This window comes from Vibrio sp. 10N.247.311.14, from assembly GCF_041467715.1.
In the GTDB taxonomy this organism is placed as follows: Bacteria; Pseudomonadota; Gammaproteobacteria; order Enterobacterales; family Vibrionaceae; genus Vibrio; species Vibrio crassostreae_C.
The window spans coordinates 19,140-33,573 of record NZ_JBFSVE010000042.1; the positions used below are offsets into that span (position 1 = coordinate 19,140).

Genomic DNA, 14,434 nt, shown 5'->3' on the forward strand with positions numbered 1-14,434 from the left:
TTAGACAGGAGGGACGACATGTATCGTTATGTCAGTTCACCGCAAGCGTCGAAGTACATAGTGCCACCGCCTCAACATCGAGAGTTGTCGAGTGTGGATGTGCCTGAGTCTGAATTAGAGATGCGAGAAATATTGAATAATTGGTTTGCTGATGGTTTAGCGCCCATTATTGAAAGTGAAGATGACTACATCTCTGCGAGCGATCACGTTCGATTTGAAAAGCTTAGCCGCACCGTTGGGATGTTGTTGAGAAACAAAGATTATTATTTTGCGGCTAAACGGATTTTATCAGTGTGGGAACAAGATTGTCTTGAAACCACTTATATCAATTATCTCATTTTGCGCAGTGAGCGAGTCACTTCTTTAAGGTAAGTTAATGGCGTGGCATTTGTCATTTTTCATTAGGCATTAGCGACTTAGGGTTCGTGTGCTTACGATCTTTTTATTTTTCTAACGAATCAGCAAACAAAAAGGGCAAGCTTGGAGGCTCACCCCCTAAAGGTCTTTGTTTTGGCTTAACGTTATTTTCAACTAATTCTCAACTGGGTTACGACTTACACCCAACCATCAAATTTGAGTCGTTTTTGAATTCTTTCGACCGCTTCTTTCTGCATTTGTCTAACACGTTCATTAGAAACATTCACATCCAACATTTGTCCGACCTCAGACAGCGTTTTCACCTTGTTATCAAAGAAACCAAAACGGTGGATGAGCACCTTTTGTAATTTTGGAGGAAGTGTATAGATGATTTGTTCTAGAGCTTGGGTAAAGGATTGATCCTCACAATCTTGTTGAGGGTCTGGGATATATTCACTTTCGCATTGATCAAGCACCATAGGCGCATGGCTAGTTCCAACCGTTGTCGTCACGTCAATAAACCCGCTTAACGCCACCAGTTGATCGACGCGTTCGGCCTTTACACCTGAACTGTCTGATAGCTCAGAAATTGAAACCTCTTTACTCATTTTTCTGCTTGCATCGAGCTTTTTTGAGGCGAGGCTGTTTATTTCTTTACACACGTGGGCTGGCAATCGAACGGTTCGACCCGTGTTCATGAGTGCGGCTTCAATGTTTTCGCGGATCCACCAAACAGCATAGGTTGAAAAACGATAGCCTGGTTCTGGATCGTATTTGTCGATGGCCTTAATCAAGCCAATGTTGCCTTCCTCGATCAGGTCGAGCAGGGTGAAATTATTGCCTTTACGTTTTAGGTAACTCTTTGCGATTTTCACAACAAGGCGCAGGTTTGATTCGATCATGACATCACGCGCTTTTTTATCACCCGCGCGATTCAATTTTGCGTAATACACCTCATCTTCACGCGACAGCAGATCAATGCCAACAATATCTTTCAGATAATGAGCATAAGGGTCTGCACTGGTAGAAAATGATTCGGTAATGGGTGTTTCATCCGTGAGCCCCTGAAACGCAGCAAAACTATCGTTGTTCATTTCCTTGTCCTTATCTAGCCGACTGAACGTTTTAGTTTTTTTATTATGCCACCAAGTGATTAACGCTTGGTTTCATTAGAGTGTAGATAACAATTTCTTCTTTACCAATAAATAAAATGCAATTTCGTATGTTTATGTCACAAAAAGATCTACAAATATTTAACTATTTTGCATCTCATCAAGTGTGTTGGTTTTTCGTTTAAAACATTAAGACGGATAGTTCATAAAGCATGTGTTATACATCGTTTTATCTAGATAAATGACGTGAATTTATAGGTGTGGGTTAGAACTATAATTGAGAGGAGAAATGATGAGAAAAATGTTAAGAGTCGAGGTTCAATGTTTCCAAGCACCTCAACTCTTTTAGCTGTGTCGGCTGTTAAGTATCGCCATGCACGTTTTAATTCTATCGACTAATAAGTGCTAAGAACCTCATCGATTTGCTGATTAATGATCTTCATTTCGCTGTAGATAACCGAAAGATCATCATCTTGCGGCGCAAGCTTATTGAGTGTGTTTTGTTCTACTCTTTCCAATGCAACTGTGGCCGTTTCTTCACCAAAGCTGGCTAAAATGCCTTTTAAGGTGTGCACGGTAAAATGAAGCTTGCCCCAATCTTGTTGTTGAACCAACTCTTCGATCTCTTGTAGCGAATTGCCATGGTCTTCTTGATATGTAGACAAAACGGCGTAAATGACGTCTCTGTCATTGTCTAAATAGGCGTTTAAAGCATCAAAGTCTAGCATGTGGACTCCTGTCGGCTGAATGTTGAAAATGGGCTAGGCGGCTTAGTGGAAAAACCATACCTTGATGAATCACTAATCCATTGATTCCATTTTGGAGGAAGTTCTAACTGTAAGATTTCTTCTAGATAGTCGTCGCTAAGTTTCTCATCTATATGAGCTTTATTGACGGCGTATATATAGTCAAGTTTGGCGGCAACTGAATATGGGTAACTGTGAATGTAGTCCTTTATTTCTTGGATCGAACCCAAATTTTCAATGTTTATACACGTTGAAGGGTCGACATTTTTGGACTCAAGTTGGTGATTTATGGCTTCTCCACGAGATTTGAGACATTCCACTGTTAAATGATAAAGAGAGTACTCACCAAAGTGGGCGAGCATGGGTAATAACTGAGTGAGCAAATAAGTCGGTTGGCTGTGGAAATTGTTCGCTAACAGTGTCGAAGCTCTAATCACTTTTTTGTGGGCAATCTGAGGGCTATTTTCGATGAGCAATATGCTGCTCTGAAATAGGGCAAGGCTGGCCAAAACTTGCTGCTGTTGTTTTACCGGAAGTTTCAGGTTTACCAACTCGGTGAATTGGTTGGCGTGCTCAAGCAAAATACGTTTGTACTTTAGTTGCGTCTCGCGCTGATACGTTGCTTTTAAGGAATTAAAGTGCGCACCAATGGAATGGATGACATCAATGTCAGCAGCTGAAATGTGGGTTGCATACATCTCACCTAACTTTATGATCATATGTGTGTTATCTGCGTTCTCAGCTAAGTCGATGGCCCTGATTGCACGATGGCTGATGCTGGGAGTCATCTCAAATGCACGAATCGCTAATTTAAGAGCAGGCAGCAGCATTTTATGTTTTTCATAGATACAGCTTAAGCAGTCAATCACGCTCAATGAGAGTGGCTGTGCTATTAGAAAATTGTGGAGCTTATCTATGGCTAAATTTGGCTTGCCTAAGCTGTCGAGAATGAGTGCCTCAGCCACCAATTTTGTTGGGTGCATGTTGGTTTTCGAGTTGTTAATGACGCTAGCGAGTAACTGCCATTTTTTACCTGCAATTAAATGTTCAATCAATGTCGCTTCGAACTGCACGCTAGTACCATTAGGGGAGATCGCCAAAGCTTGAGCTAATCTCTCTTGACTGGCAATGGGATATAAATCATTCAGTTGCGTGAGCTTCTTCGAAACGGACACGGCACTTTGGATCTTTTTACCCAAAGTTTGAGTATTAATCGGTTTAGAAACGAAGTGGTGTGCTTCACCTGAAAGGGCGGTTAATACTGTTTCCTGACGCATATCCCCAGAGAGCAAGATTGTCGCCACAGTATGATCGATGAGGCGGTTTCGATACAGAATGCCCAACAGCTCAAAGCCAGTAAAAGACTGTTCTAAGTGGTAGTCAATGAGGAGTACATGAAAAGAGTGTGTCTCTACCGCTTTAATGGCTTTTCGATAGTCGGTCGCAATAAAAATACAGTCGCGCGAAACTCCCAAACTAGCCAGTTGCTGCTTAATAAGTATTGTTGCGCTTTTAGAGTCGTCGACGATCAAAATTCGAAGGTCTGTTGGTAAGGTCAAATCCATTTTCCTTAATACCAAATGTTATTTTTTAATTTAGGTGTCAAGTTGCACATTGTCAAGGTGCCTATATCACATACAAACACTCAATAAACTATTGGTAATTAAAGAGTATTAGATAACATTTATGAAAGCCTTCAAACGCAGGTGACTTTTACCTGATTTTAGTGGGGTTATACGTGTTTTAGAAATAAAAAAGAGGCAAGCCGATAAGCTCACCTATCTGTTTTATTGTTCGAGTTTTTATTCGAAATGTTGTTCTTTGCTTGAAGTTTTATTTACCGAAACTCTAGCGTTAATCACGCATGTTTAGAATCAATACTGCCGCTAGAGCCAAGAACGCCGTCATCATTAAGAACACATCGTTGTAAGCCATGATGGCTGCGTCACGTTGCATTGTGCCGAGCAAACTTGCTTGTGCTTGTTGCATCGCAGTTGCGGCATCACTTCCTGACTGAATGAAAAACGCTTGTTGTTGCTGAAGCGTCTGCCAACCAAGTTGACTCACTGAAGGTAGCGACTCCTTGATGTGTGCTAAGTGCTCACGGGTTTTGTTATCCAATAGCGTAGCGATAATCGCGATGCTGAAAGCGCCCCCTAAGTTCCGCATTACGTTGGTTAACGTTGATGCGTCTGGCGTGTCCATTTTGCTGATGTTCTTCATGGCAACCAAAGACAGCGGAACCATGATGAACGGACTACCAATAGCACGCAGAACCATAGATAAAATCAGCTGTTGCCCGCCAAAATCGATTGTCATGTGTGTATTTACGTAACAACTAAAACCGAACATCGCGAAGCCAAAGGTAACCAAGTACTTAGGCTTAATGATCTGTGTTAGCTTTGGCACAATTGGGAATATCAGAAGCTGTGGGAAACCCATCCACATTAGCACTTCACCAATTTCCATCGCGTTATATTGCTGAATTTGAGTGAGATACATCGGTAGAACATAGATAGAGCCGAGCAATGCCATTCCTAGAATCAAATAGGCGATACAAGACATCGCAAATTGCCCATCCCGCAATAGCCGCAGGTTAACCAATGGCTTCTTGTGTTGGAGTTCGTTTATCACGAAGTAAACCAAACTCACCGCCGACACGATACTCAAGCCAATAATAAAGCTCGAACTGAACCACTCTTCACGGTTACCTTCTTCTAACACCAATTCCAAACAACCTAGCCCTAATGCCATGGTGGCGATACCAAACCAATCGGCTTTTTTCAGCGTACCAAGGTCGAGCTTTTCATCGTCCAAGCCATATCGGATCATGGTGATCACAAGCAAAGCTGGCGGAATATTGATGTAGAAAATATAGTGCCACGAGAAGTTCTCCGTCAGCCAGCCACCAAAGGTAGGGCCAATCGATGGAGCAAAGGTCGCGGTTACACCAAACAGTGCCATACCCACAGCACGCTTGTTGACCGGCAATAACTGAATCACCAGCGAGAAAGCAAGCGGGATTAGAGCACCACCACTGAAGCCTTGCATCGCGCGGAAAACGATCATCGAGGTCATGTTCCAAGAGAACGAACACAACAAAGATGAAATGGTGAAAATGGCTGTCGTCCACGTGATATAACGGCGTTTACCGAGCGCTTTAGAAAGCCAACCACTGAGTGGGATAGCGATCATCTCTGCGACTAGGTAAGACGTAGAGATCCACGAGCTTTCATCCAAGGTGGCTGATAGCGCACCTTGAATATCTTTGAGAGACGAGTTGGTGATCTGAATATCCAAGATCGCCATAAACGCGCCAATCAAGCCGCCAAATAGGGCGATCCAATGGCGTCTCGAAACCTCGTCATCATCATTTGTTTGGGTGACAACACCAGCGTTACTCATGGTCTAGCCTCGTTTATCGATGGTCGCTACCACAGACAAACCAGGAAGCAGTCGACCTTTCAACTCTTGCTGATCTGGAATAGTAATTTTAACCGGTACACGTTGAACGATTTTAGTGAAGTTACCGGTCGCGTTTTCTGGTGGTAGGAGCGCAAATTTAGCGCCAGTCGCAGGGGAGAAACTGTCTACCACACCTTCAAGAGGCTGCCCCGGGAACGCATCCAGCTCTACTTCAACCGTCTGACCTTTGTGAATACCACTTAGCTGTGTCTCTTTGAAGTTGGCTTCAATCCACACTTGGTTGTTTGGTACCAAGCTCATCAGTGGTGCGCCTGCTTGAATCAGCAAGCCTTCACGTACGCTGCGTTTACCAATCAGGCCATCTGCTGGCGCGTAAACTTTGGTGTAATCAAGGTTAAGCTGTGCTTGATCTCTCTGGGCTTGAGCTTCGGTCACGGATGCATTTGCTTGCTCAATCTCACTAGCGATAACGGTTAATTGGTCATTGGTTGCAACGAGGTTTGCTTTTGCTTCTTCTAAATCTGCCTGAGTTACTTTTTGTTGTGCAACCATGCTATCGACTTCATCTTGAGACGCGTAGTTACGCTTTAGTAAGCTACGAGAACGTACCACTTGTTGAATCGCGCGTTCGTATTCAGCTTGTGCAGAATCAACGCGGCTTTCTGCTTGATTGATCTTGCTACGTTGTAACGTTTGTTGTGCCACTAGATTTTTGACGTCTGATTGCACGACGCATAAATGGGCGTTTGCTTGAGCGAGTGCTGACTGGTAATCACGGTCATCGATTTGAACCAGCAAATCACCTTCTTTAACCGATTGGTTATCACTCACATAAGACTTAACAATATAGCCAGAGACCTTAGGGCTAATATTCGTGATGTCGCCTTGTAGGTAGGCATTGTCGGTAGATTCAAAGTACTGGCCATAGCCGTACCAGTATCCAGCACCGGCTAAACCCAATGACAGCATGATCGCAGTAGCAATAAGCGGAGCTTTTTTACGTTTTTTTGTGCTTACTGTTTGCGAAGCGTTGTTGTTCTCTGTCATTTTATCTTTCTCATTTTGTTTTTATTTAGATGTAACGAATTGTAAATGAATTCGATTGATTGATAAGATAGGAAAAAAGGGAAACACTGTTGCAAAAATCTAACTAATGGCGCTTTGGGAGAAGTACGATGGACTTAAATGCTGTGACTGTTTTTACACAAGTTGTTGATTGTGGGAGTTTCACGCACGCAGCTGAAGCATTGAACATGACCAAGTCGACCGTCAGCCGAAAGCTAGACGAGCTGGAACAGCATCTAGGTGTGAGGTTGATCACTCGTTCGACACGAAGTTTAGTCTTAACGCCAGAGGGTGAGCGCTTTTATCAGTCGAGCATGCAGATGCAAGAGATCATGAACCAAGCTGAGCTAGAGGTTTCAGCCAATCAGGATTTGATCCGAGGGCAGTTGAATGTTGTGTTGCCTGTCGAATTGGGGCATCAAGTATTAGCCAAATACATCCACAGCTTCCTAAAAGAGCACCCAAACGTGACTTTGAACTTAGAACTGTCGAATCGAGAAGTCGACATCATTGCGGAGGGTATCGATCTTTACGCACAAATTGGTGAGCTAGTGGACTCGAGCTTGGTTTCTCGCTACCTCACAACATCAAAGCGTGTATTGGCAGCCAGCCCTGAGTATTTAGAGCAGTTCGATGACGTCTCTTCACCCGATGATCTTGAACCGCCATTCAGAATGATTGAGGTGGTGAACAAGGCCGCGCGTCTACCCAAGTGGCATTTACAATTAGAAGGCGGTGAGTCGATTTTGATCGATCTGCCGTGTCAGTTACGGGTGAATACCATCACGGCATGCCTAAGAGCGTGTGTGGATGGGCTCGGCTTGGCGGTGCTTCCTGAATTCATTTGTCGTGAGCACTTCAAGACAGGCAAGTTGATTCGTTTGCTACCTGAATATGAGATGCCGGAAGTTTCAGTAAGCCTAGTGTATGCAGACAGGCAGTTGATGCCGAAACGTAAGAAGGTCTTTATCGACTATCTACTGACTGCTTTTCAAAATAGAGCCAATCAAATAACGAAATAAAGGCATATTGTATTGGGAGCAACAGAAGGAATCGGCTGCCTAACTGTTGATTAGTTGTAATTCATTGACAATGACCAATAACATTGAAAAGAGAAAAACGAACTTGTTAACAAGTTCGTTTTTTTCTGATTGCTAATGTAGTTGTAGGCTAAGTACCGAACTAGCTCTTTTTCTCTGTGTACTCTAGCTTGTAGAAGTGAGCTTCACTTTGTCCATTCGTAAATTGGTTGTATACGCCAGCTTTGAAGTAGCTTAATAGGTGACGCCAGTAGTCAATATCCTGCTCAACTTTACGTTCACCGTTTACGTCAACAATAAGTTTCTTATCACCCACGATTAAATCAAATGCTGTTGGTTTGCCTTGTGGTGCTTTGCCTAAATCATACTGAGAATATGCTACGTCTGATTTGCACATTTCCTTGTCTTGGTTTTTCTTGCCGAACGATCCTTTACAAATTACAGCGTTGTTTTTAATGATTGCCCAGAAATGCCCTTCAATACCATTATTGTCACGTTTCCATACAACACGAAGCAAAGGGTGAGGGACATTGTGAGTACCAAGATCATCTAAGCCTTTGTTATGTACTTGTAGGAATGTAATCTCGTCTTGCTTAGAGTCTGAGTTCTTCATCGACTCTTCAGGTTTTATGATCTCCACCTCCGAACTTAATGTGTATGTTTCATTTGTTAAGTCTGTGCGGAAGTTTTCCTGAACGCGTAGCTCGTTGCGCAGGTGGTCATTCTTCATGGTAAAGACTAGCGCTTCACTTTCTTTGTCGACATAGAAGTTGTTGTTCACAATGCCGTCGTAGTTATTATCGAGCGCAAAATAGTCTTTGTTGCCTTTCTTTCCGTTTGGATCTGAAATTTGAAGTTCAGAAACTGACAAAACATTTTGGTATTGAGAGTAATTAGAAGGTTCGCCTAAAGCTCCTTCTGGATTCGAAAACTGAACATTAGCGATTGCCGAAGAAGAAAAGGCAAGAAGGGCACAGCAAGTGAGTAGGGTCTTTTTCATCAAAAATATCTCTTTTGTATTATTATCATTCAATATAAGCATTGATATCACTTTTGAGATTTATGTGAAAACATCTGTGTTTGAAATTGTGGTCGGCACCCAATTTTCTTGTACAAAAATAGAGAGAATTAGGTGTCGATTGGGATTGGTACCTGAGTGTCAAAGGTGTGGATTTTTGCTCGTTAACAACACTACCTGCTAACCCGTAATAGTGAATAAGGTGAGGCTTAAAAACGGCACGTTCAAACTAGTTAGGCTCTGATTTCCACTCTAACGTTTGTCCGTTGCTCAATACGGCTTTTATAGCGCTCGGCGAGACTTTAAGGCCTCTCTGATGAAAGGTTTGATCTGAAAAATTGGCAATGATCTTACTCCCGTCACTGAACTCAGTTTGTTGAACATCGCCGCTCTTATCTAACCATTCGGAATCGACTAACTGTTTATCCCATAACTGTTCGTGCATTGGTTCAAAGCCATCTTGATAGTGTTTGAGTGCTTTGATTCTCGGGCTTGAACTTGATAAAGCTTCATCTCTGGTCAAGTGAACCATCGGTGGTGTGTTGTATAGCATGGCGGTTAAGTCACGTTCTGCTTGTACATTAGTGAACTTGAGGCTGTCTGAATGCCAATGGTGCGTATTGATTACTTCATCATGGAAAACGGCTTGGTAAAGTGGAATTCGATATTGTGGCGAAAATAGTAGCGACTTGTAGGGCTCTTTAACCTCGGCCGGCTTAAAGAAGAAGTCAGGCTTGTGGTCTGGGTACCAACGACCTAAGTAATAGGGAGATTGGTGGTTCTCTTTCATGTCTTTGTCTGTCCAACCAAAACCAACCGTTTCTAAGCCGTGTGCAAACGCGATGCCTTTTGTTGTTAGGCTGTTGCCGTCTTCAGAGCCTAATACTAACGATGGTTGCTCGCTAAGCCACTGCATTCGGTTGTTGAAGCCTGAAAGCATGTCCGACTCGTTTGTATTGCCATTGCCATTACTGTTGCTATGACTGTCTATAGAGCCGCTGTAATCTTCACGTGCCATGGCGGTTGCATCAACATCTAAGAACAAGCTGTTGAAGTTGCCGAATCTCATAATGTCTTGAGCACGCTGTTTTACGTATTCTAAATGGCAGTTCGGATTTAGATAGAATCCGTTACCTCGAAACCCTTTTTTCAAACTCCCATCCGCTAGTTCAATGGCACAACTCTGACGCATCGGCTCTGGTAATTGAGCGGTTAGCCAGTTGTCATTGAGTTTCGCAGGAATGGCTGTGTTGTAGGAATCGTAGGTGCCGACCAGATATCCGGACTGTTTTGCCAGAGCCACGGCGTTAGGTTGATAGAATGCTGGCATCCAATTGTCGAATCCGAGCCACAGTTTGTTTAAGCCTGCCTTATTTAGGTTGGTGAGCATGTCTGAAGACAACGCTTGTCCCCAAGTCTCTGACGAGTTTAGGTACGGGGAAGCGTGCTTTAGCAACCAGTTCTTCTTATCCTGTGCTGCTTTATATTGCGCTTTAATCGTGTTGTTTTCGAGTGTCGGATTACCAACAGGATATAACACCAGCAATGACTGGCTAATAGAGTCCAACAATAGTTGTTTTTGATACTGACTGAACCAATCTTTACCCTTAGATAGTGACGACAGCTCTCTTTTCGCTTCCGCAGAAACGCGGAGTTTAGAGCTCTTTAGATACCATGTTTTTAATCCCCACCAGTCGCTTACATCTTGGATGCTCAATGGGTCTTTGCCAAATAGGTAAACGTGGCTTGCGCCAATCAGCTTACTCACATCCGGATTACGCTTTTGTTTAGCAATCAGTGTTTCAGAACGGTCATTTTCGATGCGCCAATCGCGATAGTGTTTCGCTCCATCTAACCACGAGTTTCCAAGGGTGATACGAACAATAAAAGGCTATGATTGATTGAGCATCGTAAATTGGTGTGATGCCTTCATATCAATTTTGGTCTTTGTATTTGAGGAAGCATTAGAGGATGCATCTGAAAAGAGCAGTTGATTGTTGGTTGCATTAACCATTTGATAGCTAATGAAATGATTGTTTTGTTGCACCGTCCAAAAAGGCATCTTTAAGTCTTGAGTAGTGTTGCTTCCAGAATGGTTGCCGACGAGATAACTTGCCCAAAGCTTGTTATCAGTAGGTACGCGCATGCCTTCACTAAACGGTAGCAATAGTGTCTGAGTTTGTTGTTCTGCAAGATCAAACCACGCCAATTCGATGGGTTCGTTTCGTTTTACCTGTATATTTGAAGGTAAGCTGAACTGAAAAGTGAGCTGGTCTTGATTAAGTTCGGCCTCAACGTTTATCCCACTGGGTACTAAGGTCCAAGTGGAGATTTTTACTGAGTCAGCTTTATCGGAAAAGCCAATAACCAGATTGGTCGCTTTCTGTGGTTTTCTATCAACGGTGAGAGCAGCGCTGTTAACGCTTAAGCCGTTCCAATCTATCTCTAGAGTATTCGATGATATAGAGACGGTATTGCTGGTAGTGGCGTTAGCATTGTCGCGAATACTGCTGCCGCTGACGCTGCTATTACTGGTGAGCGTTATTTGGCTCGCTTGTGCATTGGATGAAAACAGACAAGCTGTTGTTAAAGCCACAATGGCACAAGTGCAAATATTGAGTGGGTAACGTACGCTGAGCATATTTAGATTCCGTAAAGGGTAAGTACGGTTATTACACCTAAGTAGCGCTAGTGCTTTGTCACCTATATGTCTCTATTTTCTGTTTGGCTTTAGTGGTGTTCCATTAGAAAGGCACGGCGACGCGTTGCACATATTGGACTTCAATAGCGCCTTGGTATTCAAACATTTCAACCGAAGCACTCAAGTGCTTGGCTTTGGTTCCTAGCGGACTTTCTGTGGGAACGGGTGCTTGCGCTGTTTTGATTGGCATTTTGTTACCCAGCAGGTTGTAGTTTTCATCAAACCATTGCCAACTCATGTTAGCGTCGGGGCAGTTGTCGATCACCTTTGGAGGCGAGAGCACGATATGTGGTTTGCTGAGTTTACTTTCGAGCGTAAGCCATCGATTACTGCTGTCTAAAGCGACAATAATAGGGTAGTGATTTGAACCTATCTTTAGTTGATAAACACCAGATTCGGGTTTGATGAACATTTCATTGGTTTCAATCTCTTGATACTCATTGTTGGAAGTGAGTTGCCCATCGAGAAGGGCTTTACCTTTAGGCGATACCAAAGAAAGAGTTTGAGTTGCTAAGCCTTTGCTGAGTTGCTCGGCAGAGAATTTGATTTGATAACCGTGCGACGACAGGCCATAGCGTCGAATGAAGCTGACTTGAATGTGGTGTTTTGGCTCAGCACTTTGTTTTAGTGAGGTTCCACATTGAGTCTGGCTTAATATCTCTTGTTTGATTGGCAGCCAAAGCTCACTATTGAGTGTTTGTTGATCGAGTGCGATTTGCAGCTCTTGCCACGCAACTTGAGGTTGACCATCAAGCAACGATTGATAGGTGTGTTGCAATGGCGTGTCAGTAAACCAAGCCGCATGACTTGTGAGCGGCAATGTGCAGAGCAGTGCGGTTAACGAAGTAACTTTCATTATGATTCCCCGGCCAAGCGGTAACCAACGCCGCGATGCGTTTCGATATTCAATGTGGGCAGCTTCTGGCGTAAGCGCAGTATGTGATTATCAATAGTTCGGGTACTAGGAAAGGCCTGATAACCCCAAATCTTATTGAGTAACTCATCTCGGTGAAACACACGGCTTTGGTTCTGAACAAACAGTACCAATAGCTGAAATTCCTTAGGTTTCAACGTGATTGGGCTTTCATCCAGATAAGCGATCCGTTCCGACAAGTTGATTTGGATATTCGCGTAATTTAAGAGGCTCACACCTAACGGACGAAGCTGGGTAATGACTCGAGCGAGCAATTCGTCGTTAGAAAATGGCTTAGTCACGTAATCTTTGGCACCCGCCATTAATCCTTCAACACGTTGTTGAACTTCTACTTTAGCGGTCAGCACAATCACAGGCAGCGCTTTGAGGAGTAACCAGTTTGGAAGGTGTTGCAAGCTGTCACCATCTTCAAGCTGTCGATCCAGTATCACAAGATCGGCTCGAAACCATTGCTTACTGGCACTCTCTGAATCCTTCGCCCAAAGGCATTGGTAACCATTGGATTCAAAGAAGCTGACGAGGCCTTGTCCAAGCAGTTGGTCGTCTTCAATCAGCAGTAGGGTGTTCATAAGCAATTTCCAGAATACATCGGGTTGGGTTACGAAGAATAATAAGGCGGCCATTCGCTTGCTTCATCAAGTGCTCGACAATAGTCAGGCCAATGCCCATGTTATCCAGTTTGTGCGTTTCACTTGGCGTGAAACGAGACATGAGTCGTTGTATCGGCGAAGGGAAGTGCCCCTCGTCTTGTACCTCAATCGTCAGCTTGTCTTCGAGTTCGACCTTTACCAAAACCTCACCTTTACCGTGTTGTTTGGCATTCTTGATTAGATTATCCAAGCAGATGGTTAGCCAGTAATAGGGAAGGTTCAGTTCAACTTCACGCGCTTCACATTGATAAGAAATATTGTGCTTTTCACATACATGATCAAGCCACTCTTCTAATGATGCGTTTTGCTTTAACAAAGGCTCTGACTGATCCGAACTTAGGTACACTTTGCTGTTTTCGGTGAGCTGAGAAAGCCTTTGATAGTCAGATATTAAACGCCAAACCGCACTTTGAGTTTCATCCGAAAAGTCATCGTAGCGATTTCTGAACATCTCGACGGTTAGACCTAGGCTAGTAATGGGCGTGCGCAGTTCATGAGTAAGAAGCTGTAAAACGAACTGCCTCTCTTTTCGTTGTTTTGTTCTTAGGTATAAGACTCTAGCGAGGCCGGAAAGCAACGTTAACAGCAATGAAAATATCAAGGTTTTCATGATCAGATTGTCATTGCTAGGCTCGCTTAAGCAAACGTTGCTGTAACGAAAAGTACAGGTTTCACCTGCCAAAGATACCTCTTGTTGCTCTGCGATAGGTTGCCAAACATCTAAGGGAATGGCTTTCCAGCCTTGTTCGCCACTTAACCAAAGCACATCATCTTGTTGCCAAGCGCGGTATCCATTGAGCAGTGCTTCTCTGCCTTGTGCCGTGAGTGCTTCTAGCTTGGTATATAAAGGGTGCTGTGGGTTGGTAATACTCAAAAACGGGCGTATTTGCTCGCTTACGTCTGGGTAAGCTGCCAAATAACGATCAGCAAAGCTGCCACCAGCAGGGTGACGTTTGGAGTGTGCTGCAAACCAAATCGAATCCAATGCTTGTTGCTGACACAAAGCGAGCTCAAACTCGATGGCGTCATGTAATGAAGGGTTACTGTTTTCAATCGCTTGGCAGTGATCTTGTATTGATGCTAATGCAGCGATGTCGTCCCAACTGAATTGGTTGAAATCAGGATAGCGGCTACGTTCATGGAGCAGAACTTTCGGATATTGAGCCAACTCTTGTTGAGATACTAAGATTGGAGATGATTGCCAGCTCAGTTGATACAGGGTTTGCCACTTATCTTGCAAACTTTGGGCATTGGCGAGAGTTGGGAGCCAAAAGATCAAGCAAAGGGCTAAGGTAAACCTGCGCATCCAATCATTCTCATTAAAAGTCGTGAGGCGAGTCTAAAGACTTTTGGATTAGATTTGTAACCTGAATGTCAACAAGTGT

11 protein-coding genes and 1 pseudogene are annotated in these 14,434 nt (G+C 43.6%); 2 read left to right on the plus strand and 10 right to left on the minus strand.

Annotated features, from left to right (window positions below):
- The first annotated feature begins 18 nt into the window (after positions 1–18).
- Positions 19–372, plus strand: coding sequence for a hypothetical protein (locus tag AB6F11_RS15280; protein WP_017072193.1), 354 nt, complete (start codon positions 19–21; stop codon positions 370–372).
- A 182-nt stretch (positions 373–554) separates the two neighbouring features.
- Here the strand turns inward: AB6F11_RS15280 and AB6F11_RS15285 are convergent, their stop codons facing one another.
- The 5 genes from AB6F11_RS15285 to AB6F11_RS15305 all read right to left on the minus strand — a co-directional run bounded on the left by AB6F11_RS15285 (position 555) and on the right by AB6F11_RS15305 (position 6,688).
- A complete protein-coding gene (locus AB6F11_RS15285; RefSeq protein ID WP_102394627.1) occupies positions 555–1,451 on the minus strand; it encodes an RNA polymerase sigma factor RpoD/SigA in 897 nt (298 codons plus the stop codon).
- Positions 1,452–1,864: 413 nt separating this feature from the next.
- Positions 1,865–2,197: an Hpt domain-containing protein gene (locus AB6F11_RS15290; RefSeq protein WP_017060508.1), complete on the minus strand. Its 333-nt coding sequence runs from the start codon at positions 2,195–2,197 to the stop codon at positions 1,865–1,867.
- Positions 2,191–3,780 (minus strand): response regulator, encoded by a 1,590-nt coding sequence (locus AB6F11_RS15295; protein ID WP_102394628.1) that lies wholly within the window; start codon positions 3,778–3,780, stop codon positions 2,191–2,193. Before AB6F11_RS15295 ends, AB6F11_RS15290 begins: the two co-directional genes overlap by 7 nt.
- Positions 3,781–4,069: 289 nt before the next feature.
- Positions 4,070–5,620 carry a DHA2 family efflux MFS transporter permease subunit gene (locus tag AB6F11_RS15300; protein ID WP_102394629.1) on the minus strand — a complete coding sequence of 517 codons (1,551 nt, stop codon included), beginning with the start codon at positions 5,618–5,620 and terminating at the stop codon, positions 4,070–4,072.
- Between the two features lie 3 nt (positions 5,621–5,623).
- On the minus strand, positions 5,624–6,688 hold the full coding sequence (locus AB6F11_RS15305) for an HlyD family secretion protein (protein WP_102394630.1): 1,065 nt from the start codon (positions 6,686–6,688) through the stop codon (positions 5,624–5,626).
- 128 nt (positions 6,689–6,816) lie between these two features.
- On the opposite strand from AB6F11_RS15305, the gene AB6F11_RS15310 reads away from it, so the two are divergent.
- Positions 6,817–7,728, plus strand: coding sequence for a LysR family transcriptional regulator (locus tag AB6F11_RS15310; protein WP_102320423.1), 912 nt, complete (start codon positions 6,817–6,819; stop codon positions 7,726–7,728).
- A gap of 160 nt (positions 7,729–7,888) precedes the next feature.
- Here the strand turns inward: AB6F11_RS15310 and AB6F11_RS15315 are convergent, their stop codons facing one another.
- The 5 genes and pseudogenes from AB6F11_RS15315 to AB6F11_RS15335 all read right to left on the minus strand — a co-directional run bounded on the left by AB6F11_RS15315 (position 7,889) and on the right by AB6F11_RS15335 (position 14,355).
- Positions 7,889–8,746 (minus strand): polysaccharide lyase family 7 protein, encoded by an 858-nt coding sequence (locus AB6F11_RS15315; protein WP_017060503.1) that lies wholly within the window; start codon positions 8,744–8,746, stop codon positions 7,889–7,891.
- A 247-nt stretch (positions 8,747–8,993) separates the two neighbouring features.
- A pseudogene (locus AB6F11_RS15320) lies at positions 8,994–11,405 on the minus strand (glycoside hydrolase).
- Positions 11,406–11,508: 103 nt separating this feature from the next.
- Positions 11,509–12,321: a DUF2861 family protein gene (locus AB6F11_RS15325; protein WP_102394631.1), complete on the minus strand. Its 813-nt coding sequence runs from the start codon at positions 12,319–12,321 to the stop codon at positions 11,509–11,511.
- Positions 12,321–12,968 carry a response regulator transcription factor gene (locus AB6F11_RS15330; protein WP_081229763.1) on the minus strand — a complete coding sequence of 216 codons (648 nt, stop codon included), beginning with the start codon at positions 12,966–12,968 and terminating at the stop codon, positions 12,321–12,323. The genes AB6F11_RS15325 and AB6F11_RS15330 overlap by 1 nt, the downstream gene beginning before the upstream one ends.
- On the minus strand, positions 12,946–14,355 hold the full coding sequence (locus AB6F11_RS15335; RefSeq protein ID WP_102394632.1) for a DUF3404 domain-containing protein: 1,410 nt from the start codon (positions 14,353–14,355) through the stop codon (positions 12,946–12,948). The genes AB6F11_RS15330 and AB6F11_RS15335 overlap by 23 nt, the downstream gene beginning before the upstream one ends.
- Between the last annotated feature and the right edge of the window lie 79 nt (positions 14,356–14,434).

Coding starts and splice junctions, on each gene's coding strand:
- AB6F11_RS15335 (WP_102394632.1), bottom strand. CDS start 14,355: ATGCGCAGGTTTACCTTAGCCCTTTGCTTGATCTTTTGGCTCCCAACT.
- AB6F11_RS15285 (WP_102394627.1), bottom strand. CDS start 1,451: ATGAACAACGATAGTTTTGCTGCGTTTCAGGGGCTCACGGATGAAACA.
- AB6F11_RS15300 (WP_102394629.1), bottom strand. CDS start 5,620: ATGAGTAACGCTGGTGTTGTCACCCAAACAAATGATGATGACGAGGTT.
- AB6F11_RS15305 (WP_102394630.1), bottom strand. CDS start 6,688: ATGACAGAGAACAACAACGCTTCGCAAACAGTAAGCACAAAAAAACGT.
- AB6F11_RS15290 (WP_017060508.1), bottom strand. CDS start 2,197: ATGCTAGACTTTGATGCTTTAAACGCCTATTTAGACAATGACAGAGAC.
- AB6F11_RS15315 (WP_017060503.1), bottom strand. CDS start 8,746: ATGAAAAAGACCCTACTCACTTGCTGTGCCCTTCTTGCCTTTTCTTCT.
- AB6F11_RS15280 (WP_017072193.1), top strand. CDS start 19: ATGTATCGTTATGTCAGTTCACCGCAAGCGTCGAAGTACATAGTGCCA.
- AB6F11_RS15325 (WP_102394631.1), bottom strand. CDS start 12,321: ATGAAAGTTACTTCGTTAACCGCACTGCTCTGCACATTGCCGCTCACA.
- AB6F11_RS15310 (WP_102320423.1), top strand. CDS start 6,817: ATGGACTTAAATGCTGTGACTGTTTTTACACAAGTTGTTGATTGTGGG.
- AB6F11_RS15295 (WP_102394628.1), bottom strand. CDS start 3,780: ATGGATTTGACCTTACCAACAGACCTTCGAATTTTGATCGTCGACGAC.
- AB6F11_RS15330 (WP_081229763.1), bottom strand. CDS start 12,968: ATGAACACCCTACTGCTGATTGAAGACGACCAACTGCTTGGACAAGGC.